A 16,881-nucleotide genomic window follows, 5' to 3' on the forward strand; every position below is an offset into this window, starting at 1 on the left:
CCTCACAGATTGCGGCGACCACGAGCCATCAGCCGGGACATATTCGCGGCGATCTGGCTTTGGCTGCGTTGGAAACCCTGAACGTCAGGGGTCGTTATGTTCATGGTGATGTTGACCGACCGCCCACCCCCTTCAGAGCGGACGCCAAGACGCCCGTCCGCCCCACGCGTCAGAGGCATGATCGCCTCGGGTCCGGCTTCGCCCATCAAGCCGGTGCCACCTCGCATTGGGAAGGCAACCGGCCCGCTGACGATCCCGCCAGTGGCAAAGGGCATCACGCGCCCCTGGGTGAAAGCACCACCATTCGCGAAGGGCACGACAGAGCTGATCAACCCCTCGATCCCGCCTGCAACCAGCCCTCCAAGTTGGTTTTGGACGGGCCGCATTGCCGCGTTATAGGCAGCGTTACTAATCGATTGGGCGACATCCTTCAGAACATCTGAAAGCTTGGCGCCTTCAAAGACCAAGTCGTCAAAGGCATTTCTTAAACCCCGACCGACAGAGCGCGAAAACGTGCCCACCTCCGCATTGGTCAGCGTCAGGCTCTCTCGCATTCGCAAAAGCTCTACGTCGAAGGCACGTGCCATACTGCGGGTATCGGCAAAGCTGGTCTCCAAGGCATCCAGATCGTCGCCGAGTTCCTCTAAATCAAACCGACTGGTCATCTTAACCTCCATCACTATCGGGGAACGCACGGGCAAGCTCTTCCAGCCGCCCGCGCGAAAGCGGCGCCGACCCGGGACCGACGCCCAGCATCAAGGCCAGTTCTGCAGGGGTAAGCGCCCAGAACTCAGACGGCCTCAGGCGTAAGCCTGATATCCCGGCGCGCATCAGGGCTGCCCATTCAAATCGCTGCATTCGGTACCGTGAAGGCGCGTGCCAGAAGCTGCGCAGCAACCTTTGCTGCCTCAACCGGGCCGCCAGCAATTTCAGCCGCAGCCAGATCATCCGAGGACCCAGCCCACCCCCCGCCTCGCAACCCCGCCAACAGCAAAGCCAGAACGTCACGGGTCGCGTATCTGCCACCCTCGAACCGCTCGATCAGCGCAACAAGACTGTCAGCCTCTAACGCTGCCTCCAGCTCTGCCAATGCACCAAGCGTCAGCTTCAGAACGTGACTTTCACCGTTCAAAACCAACGCCACCTCTCCGCTCCACGGGTTCGCCATCACAGGGCGGTGAAGCTCAGCGCACCGGCCGAAGCCAGTGAGATTTCATAGGTCGCCTCACCATTGTGGCTGCCTGCGTATTCGATCGCGCTGATCTGAAACGCACCCTGGACAATCCCAAAGTCCGGAATGATCACCTGGAACTCTGGCGTTTCTCCTTCGAAGAAAATCTGGCGGGCACGTTCATCGGTGTTTTCATCTTTGAATACACCAGACCCCGACAAAGAGGCCGACTTCACGCCCGCCCCACCCAGAAGCTCTCGCCACCCACCCTGGCTTTCCAGAGAGGTCACATCCACCGTTTCGGCGTTAAAGCTGATCCGCGTGGCGCGCAGGCCCGCGATGGTCTGAAACTGGCCGGCTCCATTGAGGTCCAGCTTGATCAGAAGGTCCTTGCCGCTTTGGGCTGTCATCTTGTCACTCCTTGCAAGGGTTATTCATCCGCCACACGGGCGCGAAAGGTCAGATCGATCTGGCGCAGGTCTGCGTTTTCTGTCCGCCTTGCCTTCGCGCTGTCGAAACTCAGGTTGATCAGGGTGCCGCGGGTCAAAACCAGATCTACATCTATCAGTCGGTCACAGATCGTTGCCGAGACTGTTTTGGCCATCTGAAACCCCGCCTCAGAGGTCACCACACTGACCACGAAGACATGAATTGCCCCGCGCCCCGTCGCATCCGAGGCATCGCGCACCTTCTCGGGCCCAAGCGTCACATAGATAGGGGGCACCTCGCCCGCAGGCATCGCATCAAAGATCGCGTCGCCCACTTGGCCGACCAGAACGGCATCCGAGGTCAATGACTGGTACACCGCCGCCTGTAACGCGGCTGAAACGGCATAGCTCATGCGCCCTGCTCCTCTTCCGTGAAACAGGTCAGGTAATGGCCCCGGGCATCGCGTTCCGTTACAGCGAGGATGGTGAAAACCCGATTGCCTTCGCGAAATCGCTGCTCGGGTTTGGGTCGCGCATCCGATCCTTCGGGCGCCCCGCGTACCGTAATCTTCGTGGCCACGCGCGACAGGGTCGTGCCGCCGCTGGCGCGCTCTCGCCCGGTCCCCGGCTTTACGTCGGCCCAAAGCGAACCAAGCTCGACCCAGTACTGCGTGTAACCACCCGCGCCGTCCTCGGCCCGCAGGGGGCTTTCCAAAACCAGCTTTCTGTTCAGAACCGGGGCCGTCATGGGCGGCCTCCACCCAAGATACGCACCGTCCGCCAAGGCTCGATCAGCTTGGCAACGTCATAGGGCATATCCGGTTCGCCAAAGCCCGAGGACTGACGGTGTTCATAGTAATGCGCTGCCAGCATGAACACGGCTTGCGCCAGATCGGCAGGCAAATTTGTCCAATCCGCCGCGAAGCCCGCATCAAACGTCACCCGCGCCTCACCGCCCAACGGCACCATCGGCAAAGCGATCCCCAGCGCCTCTAGCAACGGGCGATGGGTATCGCGCACCAGACGATAGGTCTCGGCCGCGACCACCTCTTCGCTGCCCGCACTATCAGTCAACCGAAGCTCTGACACCACCGCTACCGGGGCCACCGGCAAAGCTTGCCGTGTCGCATCACGCCACGCCGTCAGCGTCCACTGATAGGTACGAAGCAACAAAGCTTTGCCCGTGCGTCCTTCAACCGCCGCCATTGCAGCCCGCAGAAAGCCCAACAGCAGCGCGTCTTCCGACCCGCTAGAGGCGAAACCGGTTCCAAGTCGCAGGTGGTCCTTGAAGGCCTCCACCGGCAACGCTGCATCCGGCACGGGGGTCACAACACTTAACATCATATTCATCTCCGGATTTCCCCCGACAGGGTCAGGCGCGCGCCGCTTGCATTGCTCGGACGGAGGAGGCTGCTAGACAACACAAGTATCCCCCGGCGCGCGCCGTCAGACCGCCGAAACGGCCCTTCGCAGGTCGCTTAGGAGACCGCGAATTTCAGCAGCTTGATCGCCGCAAAGTCGCTGACATCACCACCCACACGCTTGGTCGCATAGAACAGGACATGAGGCTTGGCGCTGAACGGATCGCGCAGAACACGCAGGTCCGGGCGCTCGGCAATGGTGTAGCCGGCAGCAAAATCACCAAAGGCAATCGCCATGGAATCCGACGCGATATCCGGCATGTCTTCCGCGATCAGTACCGGATAGCCCAACAGACGCGCAGGCTCTGCCGCGGCCAGACCGTCCGACCACAGGAAGCGGCCATCGGCGTCTTTCATCTTGCGCACGGCGCCCGCAGTTTTCGAGTTCATCACGAAAGTCGCATTCGCGCGGTATTGGGCATTCAGCGCATAGACCAGATCCAGGATTGCATCAGACGGGTTTGCACCGCTGAAATCCCCATCCGCACCGGTCGCGATATAGCCCACGTTGCCCCAGCTCCAGCTGGCCTCGGCGACCGCCGTGTGATCCAGAAAGCCTTTCGGCTTGTCGACACCATCACCGTTGATGAAGGCCGTCGCCTCCGAGCGCAGGAATTTGTCGGCAATCCGCGTCGCCAGCCAGCCTTCGACGTCAAAGGCACTGTCATCCAGCAGGCGCTGGCTGGCCTTGGGCATCGCAGACAGTTCGTGCAACGCAATGGTGACGCGGTCGATCTGCGGGGTCGCGGTCTCGGTCAGGGTCGATGTTTCCGACGCCCAGCCAGAGCCAACATCCGAATGGTCAATCAGCACGTCGTAAGAGGTCGCCTCTACCGCCACAACATTGGCAATCGAGCGGATCGAGGCCGTGGATTTCAGCACCGACTTGATCTCTTCTGAGGTCTGTGGATCCACCAGGAACCCCCCATCGGTGTTCACGGCAGTGCTCATCGCCTTGCCTTCCATGTCCAGGCCACGCAGGGCGTCCTCGTCACCCGAACGAAGATAGGCAGCAAAGGCCTTCTGGTGCGGCGCCTCGACATCGGCGGCGGTGGAAAGGGCGGGACGCCCGTTAAATGCAGTCTTGCGGTCCAGCATGGTCAGTCGCTCTTCTTGTTTCTGAAGTCGGTTGTTGATCGTGTCCTGAAAGCCCTTGATGTCGCTGACAAAGCTCTTCAGGGCAGACGTCACCTCTGCCGTGGGCGAGCCCGCCCCGGCCTTGGTCTCACATGTGCTCATTTCGTGATCCTTAGTTGGTGTTCAGACGAGGCCGTCAGGGCCCGCCAGCGATTTGGCAGCGTCGGTAAAAGCCACCGCCATCTCACGCAGCAGGGTGTCCTCGGCATCACTTGCCTTGGCCCCGACCCGCGCATCGGGAAGCATGGGGAAGGTCACAAGAGAGACCTCCCACAGCTCCAACTCGGAAAGCAGGCGGCGCCCGCTTGCATCTTTCTCGGCCCGCTTGGTGCGATAGCCGATGGACAGCCCGTCAATGGCACCGGCCTCGATCAAGGCCGCAGCCTCGCGCCCTTTGGCGACGTCGTCTAACAGGCGGCCTTTGACATACAGGCCCGTCGCATCCTCGCGCACCTCATCCCAAATCCCGATGGGCTGGGCTGGGTCATGCTGCCAAAGCATCTTGACCGAGCGCCCGGCCTTCGCCAGCGCCTGCAGCGACCCGGCATAGGCCCCCGGCTGCACCACATCACCGCCCTGATCAGCCTTGCCAAACAAAGAGGCATAGCCTTCGACCACATGACCATCGGTCACGCTCAGCGTGCTTTCGAGCCCGCAAAACTTATGTTCCAACCCCATTTGGGACATGCAGAAAACTCCTTAGAAATCTTCGCTCTTGGGCAGCGCCAAACCGCCGCTCTGGCCAGATCCCCACCTGACCGCAGCTCGGCGCTGCCCTTCGAATTTCGTTATTGCGCGCCCAGAAGCGACACCGCCCACTGCGCCAAAACAGCTGCTGCAACGCCGTAGACAGCCAACCACAACCGCCGCTCCAGACGCTCCATCAGCGCCTCAATGCGCGTCAGCCGGTACTCCAAGGCCGACCACCGCTCCATCGCGACCCGCTCATTCGCTTCGATCTTGGCGTTGGCCATCTCGAAGGGCGCATACAGAAACCGCGAGCCGCTGCGTTCCGGTACACTCATGCATCCTCCGCCAGCTTGGGCAGCCCAAGCAGATGCCGCTTCTCGGCATTCGTCAGAAAATCCGCGTCCGAAATCCGTTTCCACTGGCTTTCCCGCTCTGCTGCCAACGCGGGCACCTGATCCAGATCGGGTTTCAGGTGCACCATCTCTCCGGCATACAGCGACAACCACTCCGACAGGGCCGCAGTCACTTTCAAGACCAACGGCAACACGGTCAGCCGGTAAAACGCCCGGTTCGCTTCCTGGTAATTCGAATAGGTCGCGTCCCCCGGCAGCCCCAACAACATCGGCGGCACGCCAAAGGCCAAGGCGATCTCTCGCGCAGCGGCTTCCTTTGTCTTTTGGAACTCCATGTCCTGCGGCGACAGACCCATGGGTTTCCAGTCCAAGCCGCCTTCCAGCAACATCGGCCGCCCCGCGTTCGAGGCCCCCTGATGGTAGCTCAGCATCTCATCCTGAAGGCGCTGGTACTGCTCTTCCGACATCTGCCCCTGCCCATCGACGCCGCGATAGACAATCGCCCCGGACGGCCGCGCCGCATTGTCCAGCAACGCCTTTGACCAGCGCGACGCCGCGTTGTGCACATCGATCGCCGTTGCAGCCGCCTGCATCGGAGACAGCCCATAGTGATCATCCTGCGGATGGAAACTTTTGATATGCAGGATCGGAGGCACCCCGCCTGTCATATCGAAGCGATGCTTGCGTCCACCCACGGCGTATTCATAGGCCACTGGCCACCCATCCGCCCCAGGCACTAGGTTCATCCGGTCCGAGCGCAGCACATGCAGCTCTGCCGGAACGCCTTCGTCTCCGACGGCCTCAACATATGCGTTCCCCGACAGCAACAACTGCCCGAACAGCCCCTCGAACAACTCGGCCCGCCCCTGCGCCGCATTCGGACGGCGGATCAGATCCAGTACCGGATGCACTTCAAACCGACGCTCACTGTCCTGCAGAACCAAGGGCAACGCGCTCGCCGCCTCTGCAATCAGCTTGACCGAGCGGAACCCCACCGGGTTCGCCGCGAACCCTGTTTTGGTCAACGACACAACGTCCCGCGGGCTCCAGGCTACGCGGCCCGCCCCGTGAAAGGCCACCACGCGTCCCGTGGCGCTGGCCTTCACCTCCGGTGCCTCGCGGCGAAACATGTTCAATACCATCCGATTGCTCCTTCCGGGTCGCTTGGGCACAACAACTCACCCCGCCCACGAAAGGCAGAGTTCCAATTTTGGTTAAACAAATCTTGATTACAGCGTACGCACCCGAGGACGGCGCCATCCGGCCGCCGGTTCGATCATCAGCGCATGCAAGGCCCAGACAAGCGCGTCTACGCGATCCGGGCTGCCCTGCCCCTCATAGCCTTGCGCGGTCATGCGGCACATCTGGTCCTCTAGATCGCCAAGCCCGCGCACATGAGACACCCGCCCCTGTTCGTAGAGCGCCGCCACAGGCTCTGCCCGGGCGACCTTGCCCTTAGAGGCCCGTACCGGTCGATAAGGCACCAACGGATCGATTTGCCGCAACACAGTTTCAACCAGATCGCCGCCTTGGTTTACCTCTGCGACCAACCGGTCCGCCCCATGCCGCTCCATCGCGGCTATAGCGGCTTCGGCCCATTGCTGAGGTGAAGCCCCCTGAACCGAGGCATCTTCCAGCACCACAGATGTCCACTCCTGCGGCGAGCCCTGCATCTGAACCCCCGCCACAATGATCCCGCACTCATCAGCCGAGGCCCCACCGGTCACAGGCGGGTCGATCGCCACAACGATGCGGTCCATCTCAGGCGCGGCCTCGATCCGCATCGCCTCGATCATCGCTAGGGTCCACAAAGCGCCCTCCGCGTCCTCCAACAGAACGCCCTCAAGCTCTTGCCGCCCCAACCGCGTGCCCGCATATCGGCTTCTGACCTCATCAAGGAAAGACGCCGCCAGATAAGCCCGGTTCGCCTCTGTCGCGGCATGAGTCACCACGGTCGACGGGCTCGCCAACACCGTCTTCAACACATCCACATTTCGGGGCGTCGTCGTCACGCATTGCCGAGGCTGCGGCCCCAACCGCAAGCCAAATTGCAACATGTCCCAGGCATCTTCAGCTCGCTTCCACTTGGCCAACTCATCTACCCAAGCCGCATCGAATTGCGGGCCCCTCAGGCTTTCGGGTTCGTGCGCTGAAAACACCTGCGCCACCGCCCCGTTTGGCCAAACCAGCCGCTTTCGCGTGGCCTCCCACTTCGGGCGGCGATCCGGGGGCGAACAGGCCAGGATACCGCTGTCGCCAAACACCATTACCTCGCGCGCCTGCTCGATGGTTTCCCCCACCAAAGCCACACGGCGCGAGCGCCCAATATCCAACGGCCGTGATCCCTCGACCTCTGCCCGCACCCACTCGGCCCCGGCGCGGGTTTTCCCCGCACCACGACCGCCCATCACAACCCAAGTGCGCCAGTCGCCCTCGGGCGGCAGCTGGTGTGGCAAGGCCCAAAAGTCGAACAGATAGGGCAAGGCCAGCAAAGTGCTCTCCTCAAGACCCTTCAGGAACTCCTCCTGCTCCTGCGGCGTTGCGCAGGCGATCCAGTCGGCCCCGGATCTCAGATCGGGCCCCGTCGAGGTCGAATGCATAGTCGTTAAGGATTCCGGCTTCTGCTCTAAGACGTTTTTCAACTTTCGACCTTTCATCAAAGGCTGTCTGACTCGCGTTGTGCAAATTGCGCAACGCATCTTTCAGCTCTTTCGTACGGTCCAATTGGCCCGCTTTCACATCTTCGATAATCGCATGCAGCGTCTGAATCGTACGCGTGTAATGCGCCTCTGCCTCGACAAGAACTTCTTGCGCGGCTTGCTCTGGTCCGAGCCGTGTTTGTATTGTCATCTGTGTTTTGCCTGCCCCTCATGCTCCCCGCACGAGAGAAATGAAAAAGCGGCCTAAGGGAGGTTCCCCGGCCGCTTGCCCACTTCTTCTAGCTTGTCACAAGGTGTACTTTGGACCGTTCGAAAGGTCAAGAAGTTTATTATTATCAGATAGTTAACCGAAAGAACCCTTAACGTTTCGTTAAGCTTCCTTCCACTCACCCGTCTCAATCCCGTCAAGGCTCCACTTGCCGACGCGATACCGGATCAGCCGCAAAGTCGGGTGTCCAACAGCGGCAGTCATGCGGCGAACCTGACGGTTACGACCCTCGGTAATCGTTAGAGAAATCCAGCAATCCGGCACTGATTTGCGAAACCGTACCGGCGGTGTCCGCGGCCACAGTCCAGCAGGCTCATCCATGCGCTTCACCATCGCCGGTGCTGTCATGCCATCTTTCAGCTCGACACCTTTGCGCAGGGCCTCCAGCGCGTCATCGCTGATTTCGCCTTCAACCTGCGCCCAATAGGTCTTGGGCAGTTTGAACTTGGGGCTCGAAATCCGGTTCTGAAGCTTTCCATCGTCGGTAAGCACCAGCAAACCTTCGCTGTCGCGGTCCAACCGTCCAGCGGCATAAACCCCGGGCACATCAATGAACTCGGACAGAGTCCGGGCCTTGCTGCCTTGCGTCCCCTTGTCCGTGAACTGAGACAGCACGTCATAGGGTTTATTGAACAGGATGACCCGGCTCATGGGTTACTGGTTCTTGGCCCGCTCGGCCTCGATCTTCCGCCACTCAGCCACGTTATTATTGTGCTCGCGCAGGGTCTTGGCGAAGGCGTGACCGCCAGTGCCGTCTGCCACGAAGAAGATGTACTCAGTGGTATCAGGGTTCAGCGCAGCCTCAATCGCAGCCCGTCCGGGGTTGGCGATCGGCGTTGGCGGCAAGCCTTTGATAACATAGGTGTTATAGGGCGTTTCACGGTCCAGTTCACTCTGGCGAATACCACGGCCCAGATTACCTCGGCCCTCTGTCACGCCATAGATCACCGTCGGGTCTGTCTGCAGCAACATTCCCTTCCGCAGGCGGTTAACAAAAACGCTGGCCACCTGTGGGCGCTCTTCGGCCAACCCGGTTTCCTTTTCGACGATTGACGCAAGGATCAACGCCTCTTCCGGGCTGTTGAGTGGCAGCCCCTCGGCGCGGCCTTCCCATGCTTCGGCCAGTACGGCCGACTGCGCTGCGGTCATGCGGTCTACCAAAGCCTGCCGTTCCGAACCGCGCTTAACCTCATAGCTGTCAGGCGCCAAAGAGCCCTCATCAGGCATCGCAGACAGCGAACCTTCCAGAAACTCTGCCTGACGCAGCTCTTGTACGACCTGCCAGCTGGTCACACCTTCGGCCAGCGTCACACGATAGCGGGTATCGCCGCGTTCGGCGTAATCGACATAAGCTTCGGGCGCTTCCTCTGCCGGATCAAAGCTGATTATCTCGACGTATTTAGAGGTCTCGGGATCCAGTTCGCGCACCTTAACTTCGGCGCGCAAAACCCCGATACGGAAGTTAATTTCGGTTCCGCAGGTTGATCGACCCGACGCGGTTACGGTGTTGATGATGCCTTCCATCGACGTCCCCGGCTGGATCAGGAAACTTCCTGCTTTCAGCTGCGAAGACTTCCCAGAATACTCTGCCCCGGCGCGGAAAATCGCAAGGTTCGAGATCGCCCCCTGATCGGCCAGCCGTTCGGCCAGAGCATTCATGTTGGTGCCCGACTCTACACGCAGACAGATGGCCGAGGCCAACGGCCCTTCAGCGCTGTACTGGTCCTTGGCCCAGATAACGGCCACACCGACAGCCAGAAGGAACACGATGAACAACGTCATCGCGTTCGAGGCGATAGCGCGCCACATTAGTCGTTGACCTTACCGAAGAGTACCGATGCGTTGGTGCCGCCGAAGCCGAAAGAGTTCGACAGGGCGACGTTGATCTCACGCTTCACAGGTTTGTTGGGCGCAAGGTCCAGCTTGGGCTCGACCACCGGGTTGTCCAGGTTAATGGTCGGCGGCGCGATCTGGTCGCGGATGGCAAGGATCGAGAAGATCGCCTCAATCGCACCCGCAGCGCCCAGAAGGTGGCCGGTTGCCGATTTGGTCGAGGACATAGTCGCTTTCGACGCAGCATCGCCCATCATGCGTTCTACCGCGCCCAGTTCGATGGTGTCCGCCATGGTCGAGGTGCCATGTGCGTTGATGTAATCAATCGCAGAAGGCTCAAGACCTGCATTCTTCAGGGCGGCCCGCATCGAGCGTTCCCCGCCCTCACCGTCCTCGGACGGCGCTGTGACGTGGTATGCGTCACCAGACAGGCCATACCCCAGAACCTCGGCGTAGATCTTCGCACCACGAGCTTTGGCGTGTTCGTATTCTTCCAGAACGACGACACCCGCGCCCTCGCCCATGACAAAGCCGTCACGGTCTTGATCATAGGGGCGGCTGGCGGCCTTCGGGTCGTCGGCACGTTTGGTAGACAGCGCCTTACAGGCGTTGAAGCCTGCGATGCCAATCTCAGAGATGGCTGCTTCTGCGCCACCGGCAACCATGACATCTGCGTCGCCGTATTTGATCAGACGGGCCGCATCGCCAATGGCGTGGGCACCGGTCGAACAGGCCGTCACAACAGCGTGGTTGGGGCCTTTGAAGCCAAACTTGATGGATACCTGACCCGAGATCAGGTTGATCAGCGCGCCGGGGATAAAGAACGGCGACACGCGGCGCGGGCCTTTCTCTTTGATCAACAGCGCGGTTTCCGCGATCGAGTTCAGACCACCGATGCCCGAACCAATCATCACACCGGTGCGTTCCAGCGATTCTGTGTCTTCGGGCAGCCAATCGGCGTCCTTGACGGCCATTTCAGCCGCAGCCAGACCGAACAGGATAAACTCGTCGATCTTGCGGCGATCCTTGGGAGCCATCCACTCGTCCGGGTTAAAGGTCCCGTCGGTGCCGTCGCCATAGGGCACTTCACACGCGTATTTCGTGGTCACGTTCGAGGCATCAAACTTCGTAATCGGGCCTGCCCCGGACTGACTGTCCAGAATTCTCGACCAGGTTTCCTCTACGCCACTGGCCAGAGGGGTCACCATTCCAAGACCTGTTACCACCACTCGACGCATGTTTTGCTCCTTACTGCCTCGGGTTGTCAGGCATCCTGATACCGCGCTTTCCGCACCTTGGGCAAGACCATGCAGCCCCACCGGCGGAAATCAGTTACCTGCCTGACATCCATTCCCCAAAAGGAAAACGGCGCCTGATGGCGCCGCTTTACCGAAATTCTTTGATAGCGACCGATTAGGACGCTTCGGTGATGAACTTCACCGCGTCGCCGAACGACTGGATGGTCTCGGCTGCATCGTCCGGGATTTCGATACCGAACTCTTCTTCGAAAGCCATAACCAGCTCTACAGTGTCCAGGCTGTCTGCGCCCAGATCGTCGATGAACGAAGCCGATTCAACAACTTTGTCCTCTTCAACACCCAGGTGCTCGACAACGATCTTTTTCACGCGATCTGCGATGTCGCTCATAGTACGTCCTCATCAAATTTGGGGCCTGTGCCCGTTTGGTGATGCCCAACATGGGGCGTTTGTTCGCCAAGCGCAACAGGCCCCCGGCTAAATCTGCGCCGCCTATAGCACATCAGTGCCAGATGGCAAACGCTTTAACCTCCGTTACCGGAGGCTTAGTACATGGCCATGCCGCCGTTTACATGCAAGGTCGCGCCCGTCACATAGCCCGCTTCGGGGCTGGCAAGATAGACTGCAGCCGATGCGATCTCGGACGGCTCGCCCATGCGACCGGCAGGAATCACGCTCATGATGCCCTCTTTCTGGGCGTCATTCAGCTTGTCGGTCATCGCGGTCGCGATGAAACCCGGTGCAATCACGTTGACGGTCACACCACGGTTGGCCACTTCCTGCGCCAGGGATTTCGACAGACCGATAACACCTGCTTTGGACGCGCAATAGTTCATCTGACCCGGGTTGCCGGTTACACCAACAACCGAACCGATATTGATGATACGGCCCCAACGCGACTTCATCATGCCACGCAGTACTCCACGGCACAGGCGCATGGTCGAGGTCAGGTTGACGTTGATCACATCGTCCCAATCCTCATCCTTCATGCGCATCGCCAGACCGTCACGGGTGATGCCCGCGTTGTTCACAAGAATGTCCAGCGAACCCATCGCCTCGGTCGCCTGCTTCGGCAGGGCCTCGACAGCTTCGGCGTCAGACAGGTTGCAAGGCAGCACATGAGCGCGTTCGCCCAGTTCGGCCGCTAAGGCCTCCAAGGGTTCGGTTCGGGTGCCGCTAAGGCCCACGGTCGCGCCCTGAGCATGCAGCGACCGGGCGATCTCGGCCCCGATGCCACCCGATGCGCCTGTTACAAGCGCGGCTTTTCCGGTTAGATCAAACATAGTCTTTCCTCTTCTTCAGCCTGCTTACAGGCCTTCGACAGCCTTTTTAACATCGTCCGGCGTGCCCACAGCTGTACAGGCGATTGCACGGTCGATACGGCGGATCATACCGGACAAGGCTTTGCCTGCGCCGATTTCCCAAACTTCGGTCACACCATTGGACGACATCCACTGAACCGACTCACGCCAGCGAACCGAGCCCGTGACCTGATCGACCAACAGCGACCGGATCGTTGCCGGATCGCTGACCTCGTGGGCCAGAACATTCGCCACCAGTGGAACCGCCGGGCGATTGATATCTACGTTTTGCAGGGCCTCGGCCATCACGCGGGCGGCGGGCTCCATCAGGGCGCAGTGGAACGGGGCGGATACAGGCAGCATCACAGCGCGCTTGGCACCGGCCTCTTGTGCCAGTTCAATAGCGTGCTGAACCGCATCCTTATCGCCCGAGATCACAACCTGGCTTGGATCGTTATCATTCGCGGCCTGACAAACCTTGCCGGTGCCTTCAGCCGCTTTGTCAGCGATTTCCGCGACACGATCAAAGGTCAGGCCCAACAGGGCCGCCATGGCGCCAACACCGACCGGCACGGCCTTTTGCATGGCCTCACCACGGGTGCGCAGTAGGCGCGCAGTGTCTGCAACACTGATCGCACCAGCCGCCGCCAGCGCCGAGTATTCACCAAGCGAATGGCCCGCAACAAAGGATGCGGCATCGATGGTGACACCCTCGGCCTCTAGCGCGCGCAACGCTGCCAATGAGGTGGCCATCAGGGCGGGCTGTGCATTCTGTGTCAGGGTCAGCTCATCCTGTTCGCCTTCCCAGATCAGGCTCGACAGCTTCTCGCCAAGGGCCTCGTCCACTTCGTCGAAAACCGCCTTGGCCGAGGGATAGGCATCAGCCAACGCCTTCCCCATTCCGATTGTCTGAGCGCCCTGCCCGGGAAATACGAATGCTCTTGCCATCTGCCCCTCCTATTAGGTTTGGGTCCGTCTAACGGCTAAGCCCTCGCCAGACAAGACAATCAGAGGTCACAGACCCCCGATCCGTTCGAGAAACTTAAGCGCAGAACGGTCCTCGACGGTCTCCGCCTCGATATTTGCCACGTTGCGTCGAACACGTTGTGCGTGACGCGCTGCATTTACGGTCTGATTGGACCCGCGTGCGATCTTGGCAGCAAGCTCTTGCTCGGACCGAGTGTAATAGTGGTTCAACTGCAGGCGTTCTGATGAATAAAACGCCTCGCTATTGCGGGCCGAGAGATTGAACATCTTCCCCGCGTCGTTCCATGTGGCCGTCTGCCCGTCGGTCTCGTAACTGTGGACCTTCACCGCCGTCACACGAACCGGGTCGATGATAACCTTGAAATTGGTGACGCCACGAGCCCCACTGGCCGGATGCGCAGCTCGCTGAGTATAGTTCGGAATGACACCACCTTCGGGCGGCTCTTGATGACCGCAGCGCCCGAAATTATGCCACGGAAGCGAAACATTGGGGCAGCGTTTCAGCGGCTCTAACGCCTCGCCGAGCGAACGATCCTGCACTGGGACCAGAAATTCGTCAGCATCAATACAGGCCATCCAGCGAAACCGTGGCCCGAAATTGCGGATTGCATGGGCGTAGGCAAGAACCTGATTGTGGATCTCGCGTCCGGTCACACCGTCGCGCAATTTCTGATCCCAAGGGATTACAGACAACTGTTCTTCGGGGATAAGCTGGCGCAGGATCGGAATGGTGTCGTCGGTGCAGCCATTGTCATACACGACAAAAAAGTCAGCCCCTGCCGCCAAATGGAACCGCGCCCATTCTGCGATATGACGCTCTTCGTTTCGAACAATCAGAACCAGAGCAATCCCGGCGCGGCCTTCCGCAGCCTTGGGCGGAATGATCGATAGTTTCGTAATGTTCTTACGCGAGAACAGTGTCCGCAGCATTCCTGACGACCTCGTGCCTGCATCTTCAGCCGAGGCCGGAATACCAATCCTAATGTCTGACTGGCAAGTTCAGAATCCATGACCCCAGGTCTGGGGCCGGTTCCACCCTAGCCGCGCTTCACCTGCTTCCATTCGCCAAGCGTCGGGGTATCGCCCACGACGTGGAACCCACGCTGGGCAAGCTTGGGCGCCAAAGGCGTGTTGGCGCAGTTGGCGAAGATCTCTTCCAGACCGGCCAAGCGGCGGCACAACTCGATCTCACCCTCGTCTGACTTCTTAGCGAAAACCGACTCGATGGCATCAAAGTCGTATCTGCTTTTCATTTTGGTCTGCCCAAGCCGGTTCACAGACATGACACGCACCTGCTTGTTTGCCCGGTCGATATGCAGTTCTTCGCGCAGCCCCCGGTTGGAAATCCAAAGAAACAGCAAGCCCGCGATGATCACCGACACCGCCAGCAAAATGTGCTGGTCCATTCTCGAAAGATTGCTGCCTGCCGAGTTAAATGCCCAGTGCCAAGCTCCGGGGATGACCAATGCGGCACCTGCAAGCAGGCAAATCCGCTCGATCAGTGCCGCGCGCGAGACATCGTGGTCACGGTTGCGAATAATATAGCCCCAGCTTGTCATGACGGTGCTGACGCGCTCTGCTGGCGGTGTTGCGCGGCCTAATCCAAGAATACCGGAGTTTGAAAACATTCGAATTCACCTCTGCTGTCGTCTTGGCTTCAGTTGGACATCGAATGATGGTCAAAAAGTGGCAAGTCTCGCCTAGGTTAAGCGACCTATACGAATGCACCTCTGCCCTTGCCTTGGGACCCCTGACGTGTATAAGGCCCCCACCTTCCGCACATTTGCGAAACCGGTGCATCCTCTCGTGGGCGGACGTGGAAGGTTTTGAACCCGCCCTTTGAAGTGCACTTGTAAAAGAACTGGAGCACTCATGCCGCTTTATGAGCATGTAATGATTGCGCGTCAGGACCTGTCCAACGCGCAGGCTGAAAGCCTTGTCGAACACTTCTCCACAGTTCTGGCTGACAACGGCGGCAACGTCGTCGAGAGCGAGTACTGGGGCGTCAAGACCATGGCCTACAAGATCAACAAAAACCGCAAGGGCCACTATGCCTTCCTGAAGACCGACGCACCGTCGACCGCTGTTCAGGAAATGGAACGCCTGATGCGCCTGCATGACGACGTGATGCGCGTTCTGACCATCAAGGTCGACGAACACGCAGAAGGCCCGTCGGTTCAGATGCAGAAACGCGAAGAACGTGGCGACCGCCGCGAACGCCGCAACTAAGCTTTAAGAAGAGGATCTAAACCATGGCTGCAAAACCATTTTTCCGCCGTCGTAAGGTTTGCCCCTTCTCGGGCGAAAACGCACCCAAGATCGATTACAAAGACACTCGTCTGCTGCAGCGCTACATCTCTGAGCGCGGCAAAATCGTTCCTGCACGTATCACCGCAGTATCTGCGAAAAAACAGCGTGAGCTGGCCCGTGCCATCAAACGCGCTCGTTTCCTCGCCCTGCTGCCCTACGCTGTTAAGTAAGGAGTGAACTGATGCAAGTTATCCTTCTCGAACGCGTGGCCAAACTGGGCCAGATGGGCGACGTCGTCGCTGTTAAAGACGGCTACGCCCGTAACTTCCTGCTGCCGCAAGGCAAGGCGCTGCGCGCCTCGGAAGCCAACATCGCCTCTTTTGAAAACCAGAAAGCGCAGCTGGAAGCACGCAACCTGGAAACCAAGAAAGAAGCTGAAGCTCTGTCCGAAAAACTGGACGGTCAGCAGTTCATCGTGATTCGCTCGGCATCGGATGCCGGCGCGCTTTACGGCTCGGTCACTCCGCGTGACGCGGCAGAAGCTGCAACAGCCGAAGGTTTCTCGGTCGACAAGAAACAGATCGTTCTGGCTCAGCCGATCAAAGATCTGGGTCTGCACGACGTACACGTACGCCTGCACCCCGAAGTCGAAGCCACCATTCAGCTGAACGTTGCACGTTCGGAAGAAGAGGCAGAGCTTCAGGCGTCGGGCAAGTCGATCCAAGAGCTGGCCGCCGAAGCTGAAGCTGAAGCTGAATTCGAAATCGCAGAACTGTTCGATGATATCGGATCGGCTGCAAGCGATGACGATGATCTGGCCGAAGCTGCACCGGAAGAAGCAGAAGAAAAAGTCGAAGACTAAGCCTTCGCTTTCACCAAATTTAGAGGCCGCGCAGCGAATCACTGCGCGGCCTCTTTTTATTTCTCGATGATTTTTGCGACAAATACCGCAAAGATCGCCTAATTTTTGACAATCTACTGCGACAAACTTTCCTCTCCTCCGGGGAACCAGCCCGGGTGTGGCCGAATGTCGGGAAACTGACACCATTTGCCGTTTATCTGTGGAAATGTTAAGAAACACAGATCAAGTTTTAAAAACAAAGCAATTTTCAGCGGTCTTCGGAC

24 protein-coding genes are annotated in these 16,881 nt (G+C 59.5%); 3 read left to right on the forward strand and 21 right to left on the reverse strand.

Going from position 1 to position 16,881, the window contains the following annotated elements; translation table 11 throughout:
* Positions 1-2: 2 nt before the first annotated feature.
* The 21 genes from CLM58_RS14295 to CLM58_RS14390 form a co-directional block, all read right to left on the reverse strand.
* The gene (locus tag CLM58_RS14295; protein WP_095596554.1) at positions 3-665 is read right to left on the reverse strand and encodes a phage tail tape measure protein; all 663 of its coding nucleotides are present in this window, start codon (positions 663-665) and stop codon (positions 3-5) included.
* 1 nt (position 666) lies between these two features.
* Entirely contained in the window at positions 667-858 is a 192-nt protein-coding gene (locus CLM58_RS14300) for a rcc01693 family protein (protein ID WP_095596555.1), read from the reverse strand.
* Positions 845-1,168, reverse strand: a complete 324-nt coding sequence (locus CLM58_RS14305; protein ID WP_095596556.1) for a GTA-gp10 family protein — start codon at positions 1,166-1,168, stop codon at positions 845-847. Before CLM58_RS14305 ends, CLM58_RS14300 begins: the two co-directional genes overlap by 14 nt.
* On the reverse strand, positions 1,168-1,581 hold the full coding sequence (locus CLM58_RS14310) for a phage major tail protein, TP901-1 family (protein ID WP_095596557.1): 414 nt from the start codon (positions 1,579-1,581) through the stop codon (positions 1,168-1,170). Before CLM58_RS14310 ends, CLM58_RS14305 begins: the two co-directional genes overlap by 1 nt.
* 20 nt (positions 1,582-1,601) lie before the next feature.
* Positions 1,602-2,012 (reverse strand): DUF3168 domain-containing protein, encoded by a 411-nt coding sequence (locus CLM58_RS14315; RefSeq protein WP_095596558.1) that lies wholly within the window; start codon positions 2,010-2,012, stop codon positions 1,602-1,604.
* A complete protein-coding gene (locus CLM58_RS14320) occupies positions 2,009-2,347 on the reverse strand; it encodes a head-tail adaptor protein (RefSeq protein ID WP_095596559.1) in 339 nt (112 codons plus the stop codon). The genes CLM58_RS14315 and CLM58_RS14320 overlap by 4 nt, the downstream gene beginning before the upstream one ends.
* Positions 2,344-2,949, reverse strand: coding sequence for a head-tail connector protein (locus CLM58_RS14325; protein WP_308422186.1), 606 nt, complete (start codon positions 2,947-2,949; stop codon positions 2,344-2,346). The genes CLM58_RS14320 and CLM58_RS14325 overlap by 4 nt, the downstream gene beginning before the upstream one ends.
* A gap of 128 nt (positions 2,950-3,077) precedes the next feature.
* Positions 3,078-4,259: a phage major capsid protein gene (locus tag CLM58_RS14330; protein ID WP_095596560.1), complete on the reverse strand. Its 1,182-nt coding sequence runs from the start codon at positions 4,257-4,259 to the stop codon at positions 3,078-3,080.
* A 21-nt stretch (positions 4,260-4,280) separates the two neighbouring features.
* On the reverse strand, positions 4,281-4,835 hold the full coding sequence (locus tag CLM58_RS14335; RefSeq protein WP_095596561.1) for an HK97 family phage prohead protease: 555 nt from the start codon (positions 4,833-4,835) through the stop codon (positions 4,281-4,283).
* Positions 4,836-4,945: 110 nt separating this feature from the next.
* Positions 4,946-5,182 (reverse strand): GTA head formation protein, RCAP_rcc01685 family, encoded by a 237-nt coding sequence (locus CLM58_RS14340; RefSeq protein ID WP_095596562.1) that lies wholly within the window; start codon positions 5,180-5,182, stop codon positions 4,946-4,948.
* Positions 5,179-6,342 (reverse strand): phage portal protein, encoded by a 1,164-nt coding sequence (locus tag CLM58_RS14345; RefSeq protein WP_095596563.1) that lies wholly within the window; start codon positions 6,340-6,342, stop codon positions 5,179-5,181. Before CLM58_RS14345 ends, CLM58_RS14340 begins: the two co-directional genes overlap by 4 nt.
* Before the next feature lie 87 nt (positions 6,343-6,429).
* Positions 6,430-7,800, reverse strand: a complete 1,371-nt coding sequence (locus CLM58_RS14350; RefSeq protein WP_095597129.1) for a DNA-packaging protein — start codon at positions 7,798-7,800, stop codon at positions 6,430-6,432.
* Positions 7,703-8,050, reverse strand: a complete 348-nt coding sequence (locus CLM58_RS17200; RefSeq protein WP_158221916.1) for a hypothetical protein — start codon at positions 8,048-8,050, stop codon at positions 7,703-7,705. Before CLM58_RS17200 ends, CLM58_RS14350 begins: the two co-directional genes overlap by 98 nt.
* 180 nt (positions 8,051-8,230) lie before the next feature.
* Positions 8,231-8,779 carry an rRNA large subunit pseudouridine synthase E gene (locus CLM58_RS14355; protein ID WP_095596564.1) on the reverse strand — a complete coding sequence of 183 codons (549 nt, stop codon included), beginning with the start codon at positions 8,777-8,779 and terminating at the stop codon, positions 8,231-8,233.
* A gap of 3 nt (positions 8,780-8,782) precedes the next feature.
* The gene (mltG, locus tag CLM58_RS14360; protein WP_095596565.1) at positions 8,783-9,937 is read right to left on the reverse strand and encodes an endolytic transglycosylase MltG; all 1,155 of its coding nucleotides are present in this window, start codon (positions 9,935-9,937) and stop codon (positions 8,783-8,785) included.
* On the reverse strand, positions 9,937-11,199 hold the full coding sequence (gene fabF / locus CLM58_RS14365) for a beta-ketoacyl-ACP synthase II (RefSeq protein WP_095597130.1): 1,263 nt from the start codon (positions 11,197-11,199) through the stop codon (positions 9,937-9,939). The genes mltG and fabF overlap by 1 nt, the downstream gene beginning before the upstream one ends.
* Positions 11,200-11,374: 175 nt before the next feature.
* Entirely contained in the window at positions 11,375-11,608 is a 234-nt protein-coding gene (locus CLM58_RS14370) for an acyl carrier protein (protein ID WP_095596566.1), read from the reverse strand.
* A gap of 155 nt (positions 11,609-11,763) precedes the next feature.
* Positions 11,764-12,501 (reverse strand): 3-oxoacyl-[acyl-carrier-protein] reductase, encoded by a 738-nt coding sequence (gene fabG / locus CLM58_RS14375; protein ID WP_095596567.1) that lies wholly within the window; start codon positions 12,499-12,501, stop codon positions 11,764-11,766.
* A 24-nt stretch (positions 12,502-12,525) separates the two neighbouring features.
* Positions 12,526-13,467 (reverse strand): ACP S-malonyltransferase, encoded by a 942-nt coding sequence (fabD, locus tag CLM58_RS14380; RefSeq protein ID WP_095596568.1) that lies wholly within the window; start codon positions 13,465-13,467, stop codon positions 12,526-12,528.
* Between the two features lie 66 nt (positions 13,468-13,533).
* Complete coding sequence (locus CLM58_RS14385) at positions 13,534-14,436, reverse strand: glycosyltransferase family 92 protein (RefSeq protein WP_095596569.1); 903 nt, start codon at positions 14,434-14,436, stop codon at positions 13,534-13,536.
* A 107-nt stretch (positions 14,437-14,543) separates the two neighbouring features.
* Complete coding sequence (locus tag CLM58_RS14390) at positions 14,544-15,134, reverse strand: hypothetical protein (protein WP_095596570.1); 591 nt, start codon at positions 15,132-15,134, stop codon at positions 14,544-14,546.
* 244 nt (positions 15,135-15,378) lie between these two features.
* Here CLM58_RS14390 and rpsF point away from each other — a divergent pair, with 244 nt between their 5' ends.
* From rpsF to rplI, 3 genes are read left to right on the forward strand one after another with little or no spacing between them, the layout of a single operon-like run.
* Positions 15,379-15,735 (forward strand): 30S ribosomal protein S6, encoded by a 357-nt coding sequence (rpsF, locus tag CLM58_RS14395; RefSeq protein ID WP_095596571.1) that lies wholly within the window; start codon positions 15,379-15,381, stop codon positions 15,733-15,735.
* Positions 15,736-15,758: 23 nt separating this feature from the next.
* Positions 15,759-15,986, forward strand: a complete 228-nt coding sequence (gene rpsR / locus CLM58_RS14400) for a 30S ribosomal protein S18 (protein ID WP_095596572.1) — start codon at positions 15,759-15,761, stop codon at positions 15,984-15,986.
* A gap of 11 nt (positions 15,987-15,997) precedes the next feature.
* Positions 15,998-16,618 (forward strand): 50S ribosomal protein L9, encoded by a 621-nt coding sequence (gene rplI, locus CLM58_RS14405; RefSeq protein WP_095596573.1) that lies wholly within the window; start codon positions 15,998-16,000, stop codon positions 16,616-16,618.
* Positions 16,619-16,881: the final 263 nt, after the last annotated feature.

This window comes from Actibacterium pelagium (assembly GCF_002285415.1).
Lineage (GTDB): Bacteria > Pseudomonadota > Alphaproteobacteria > Rhodobacterales > Rhodobacteraceae > Actibacterium_B > Actibacterium_B pelagium.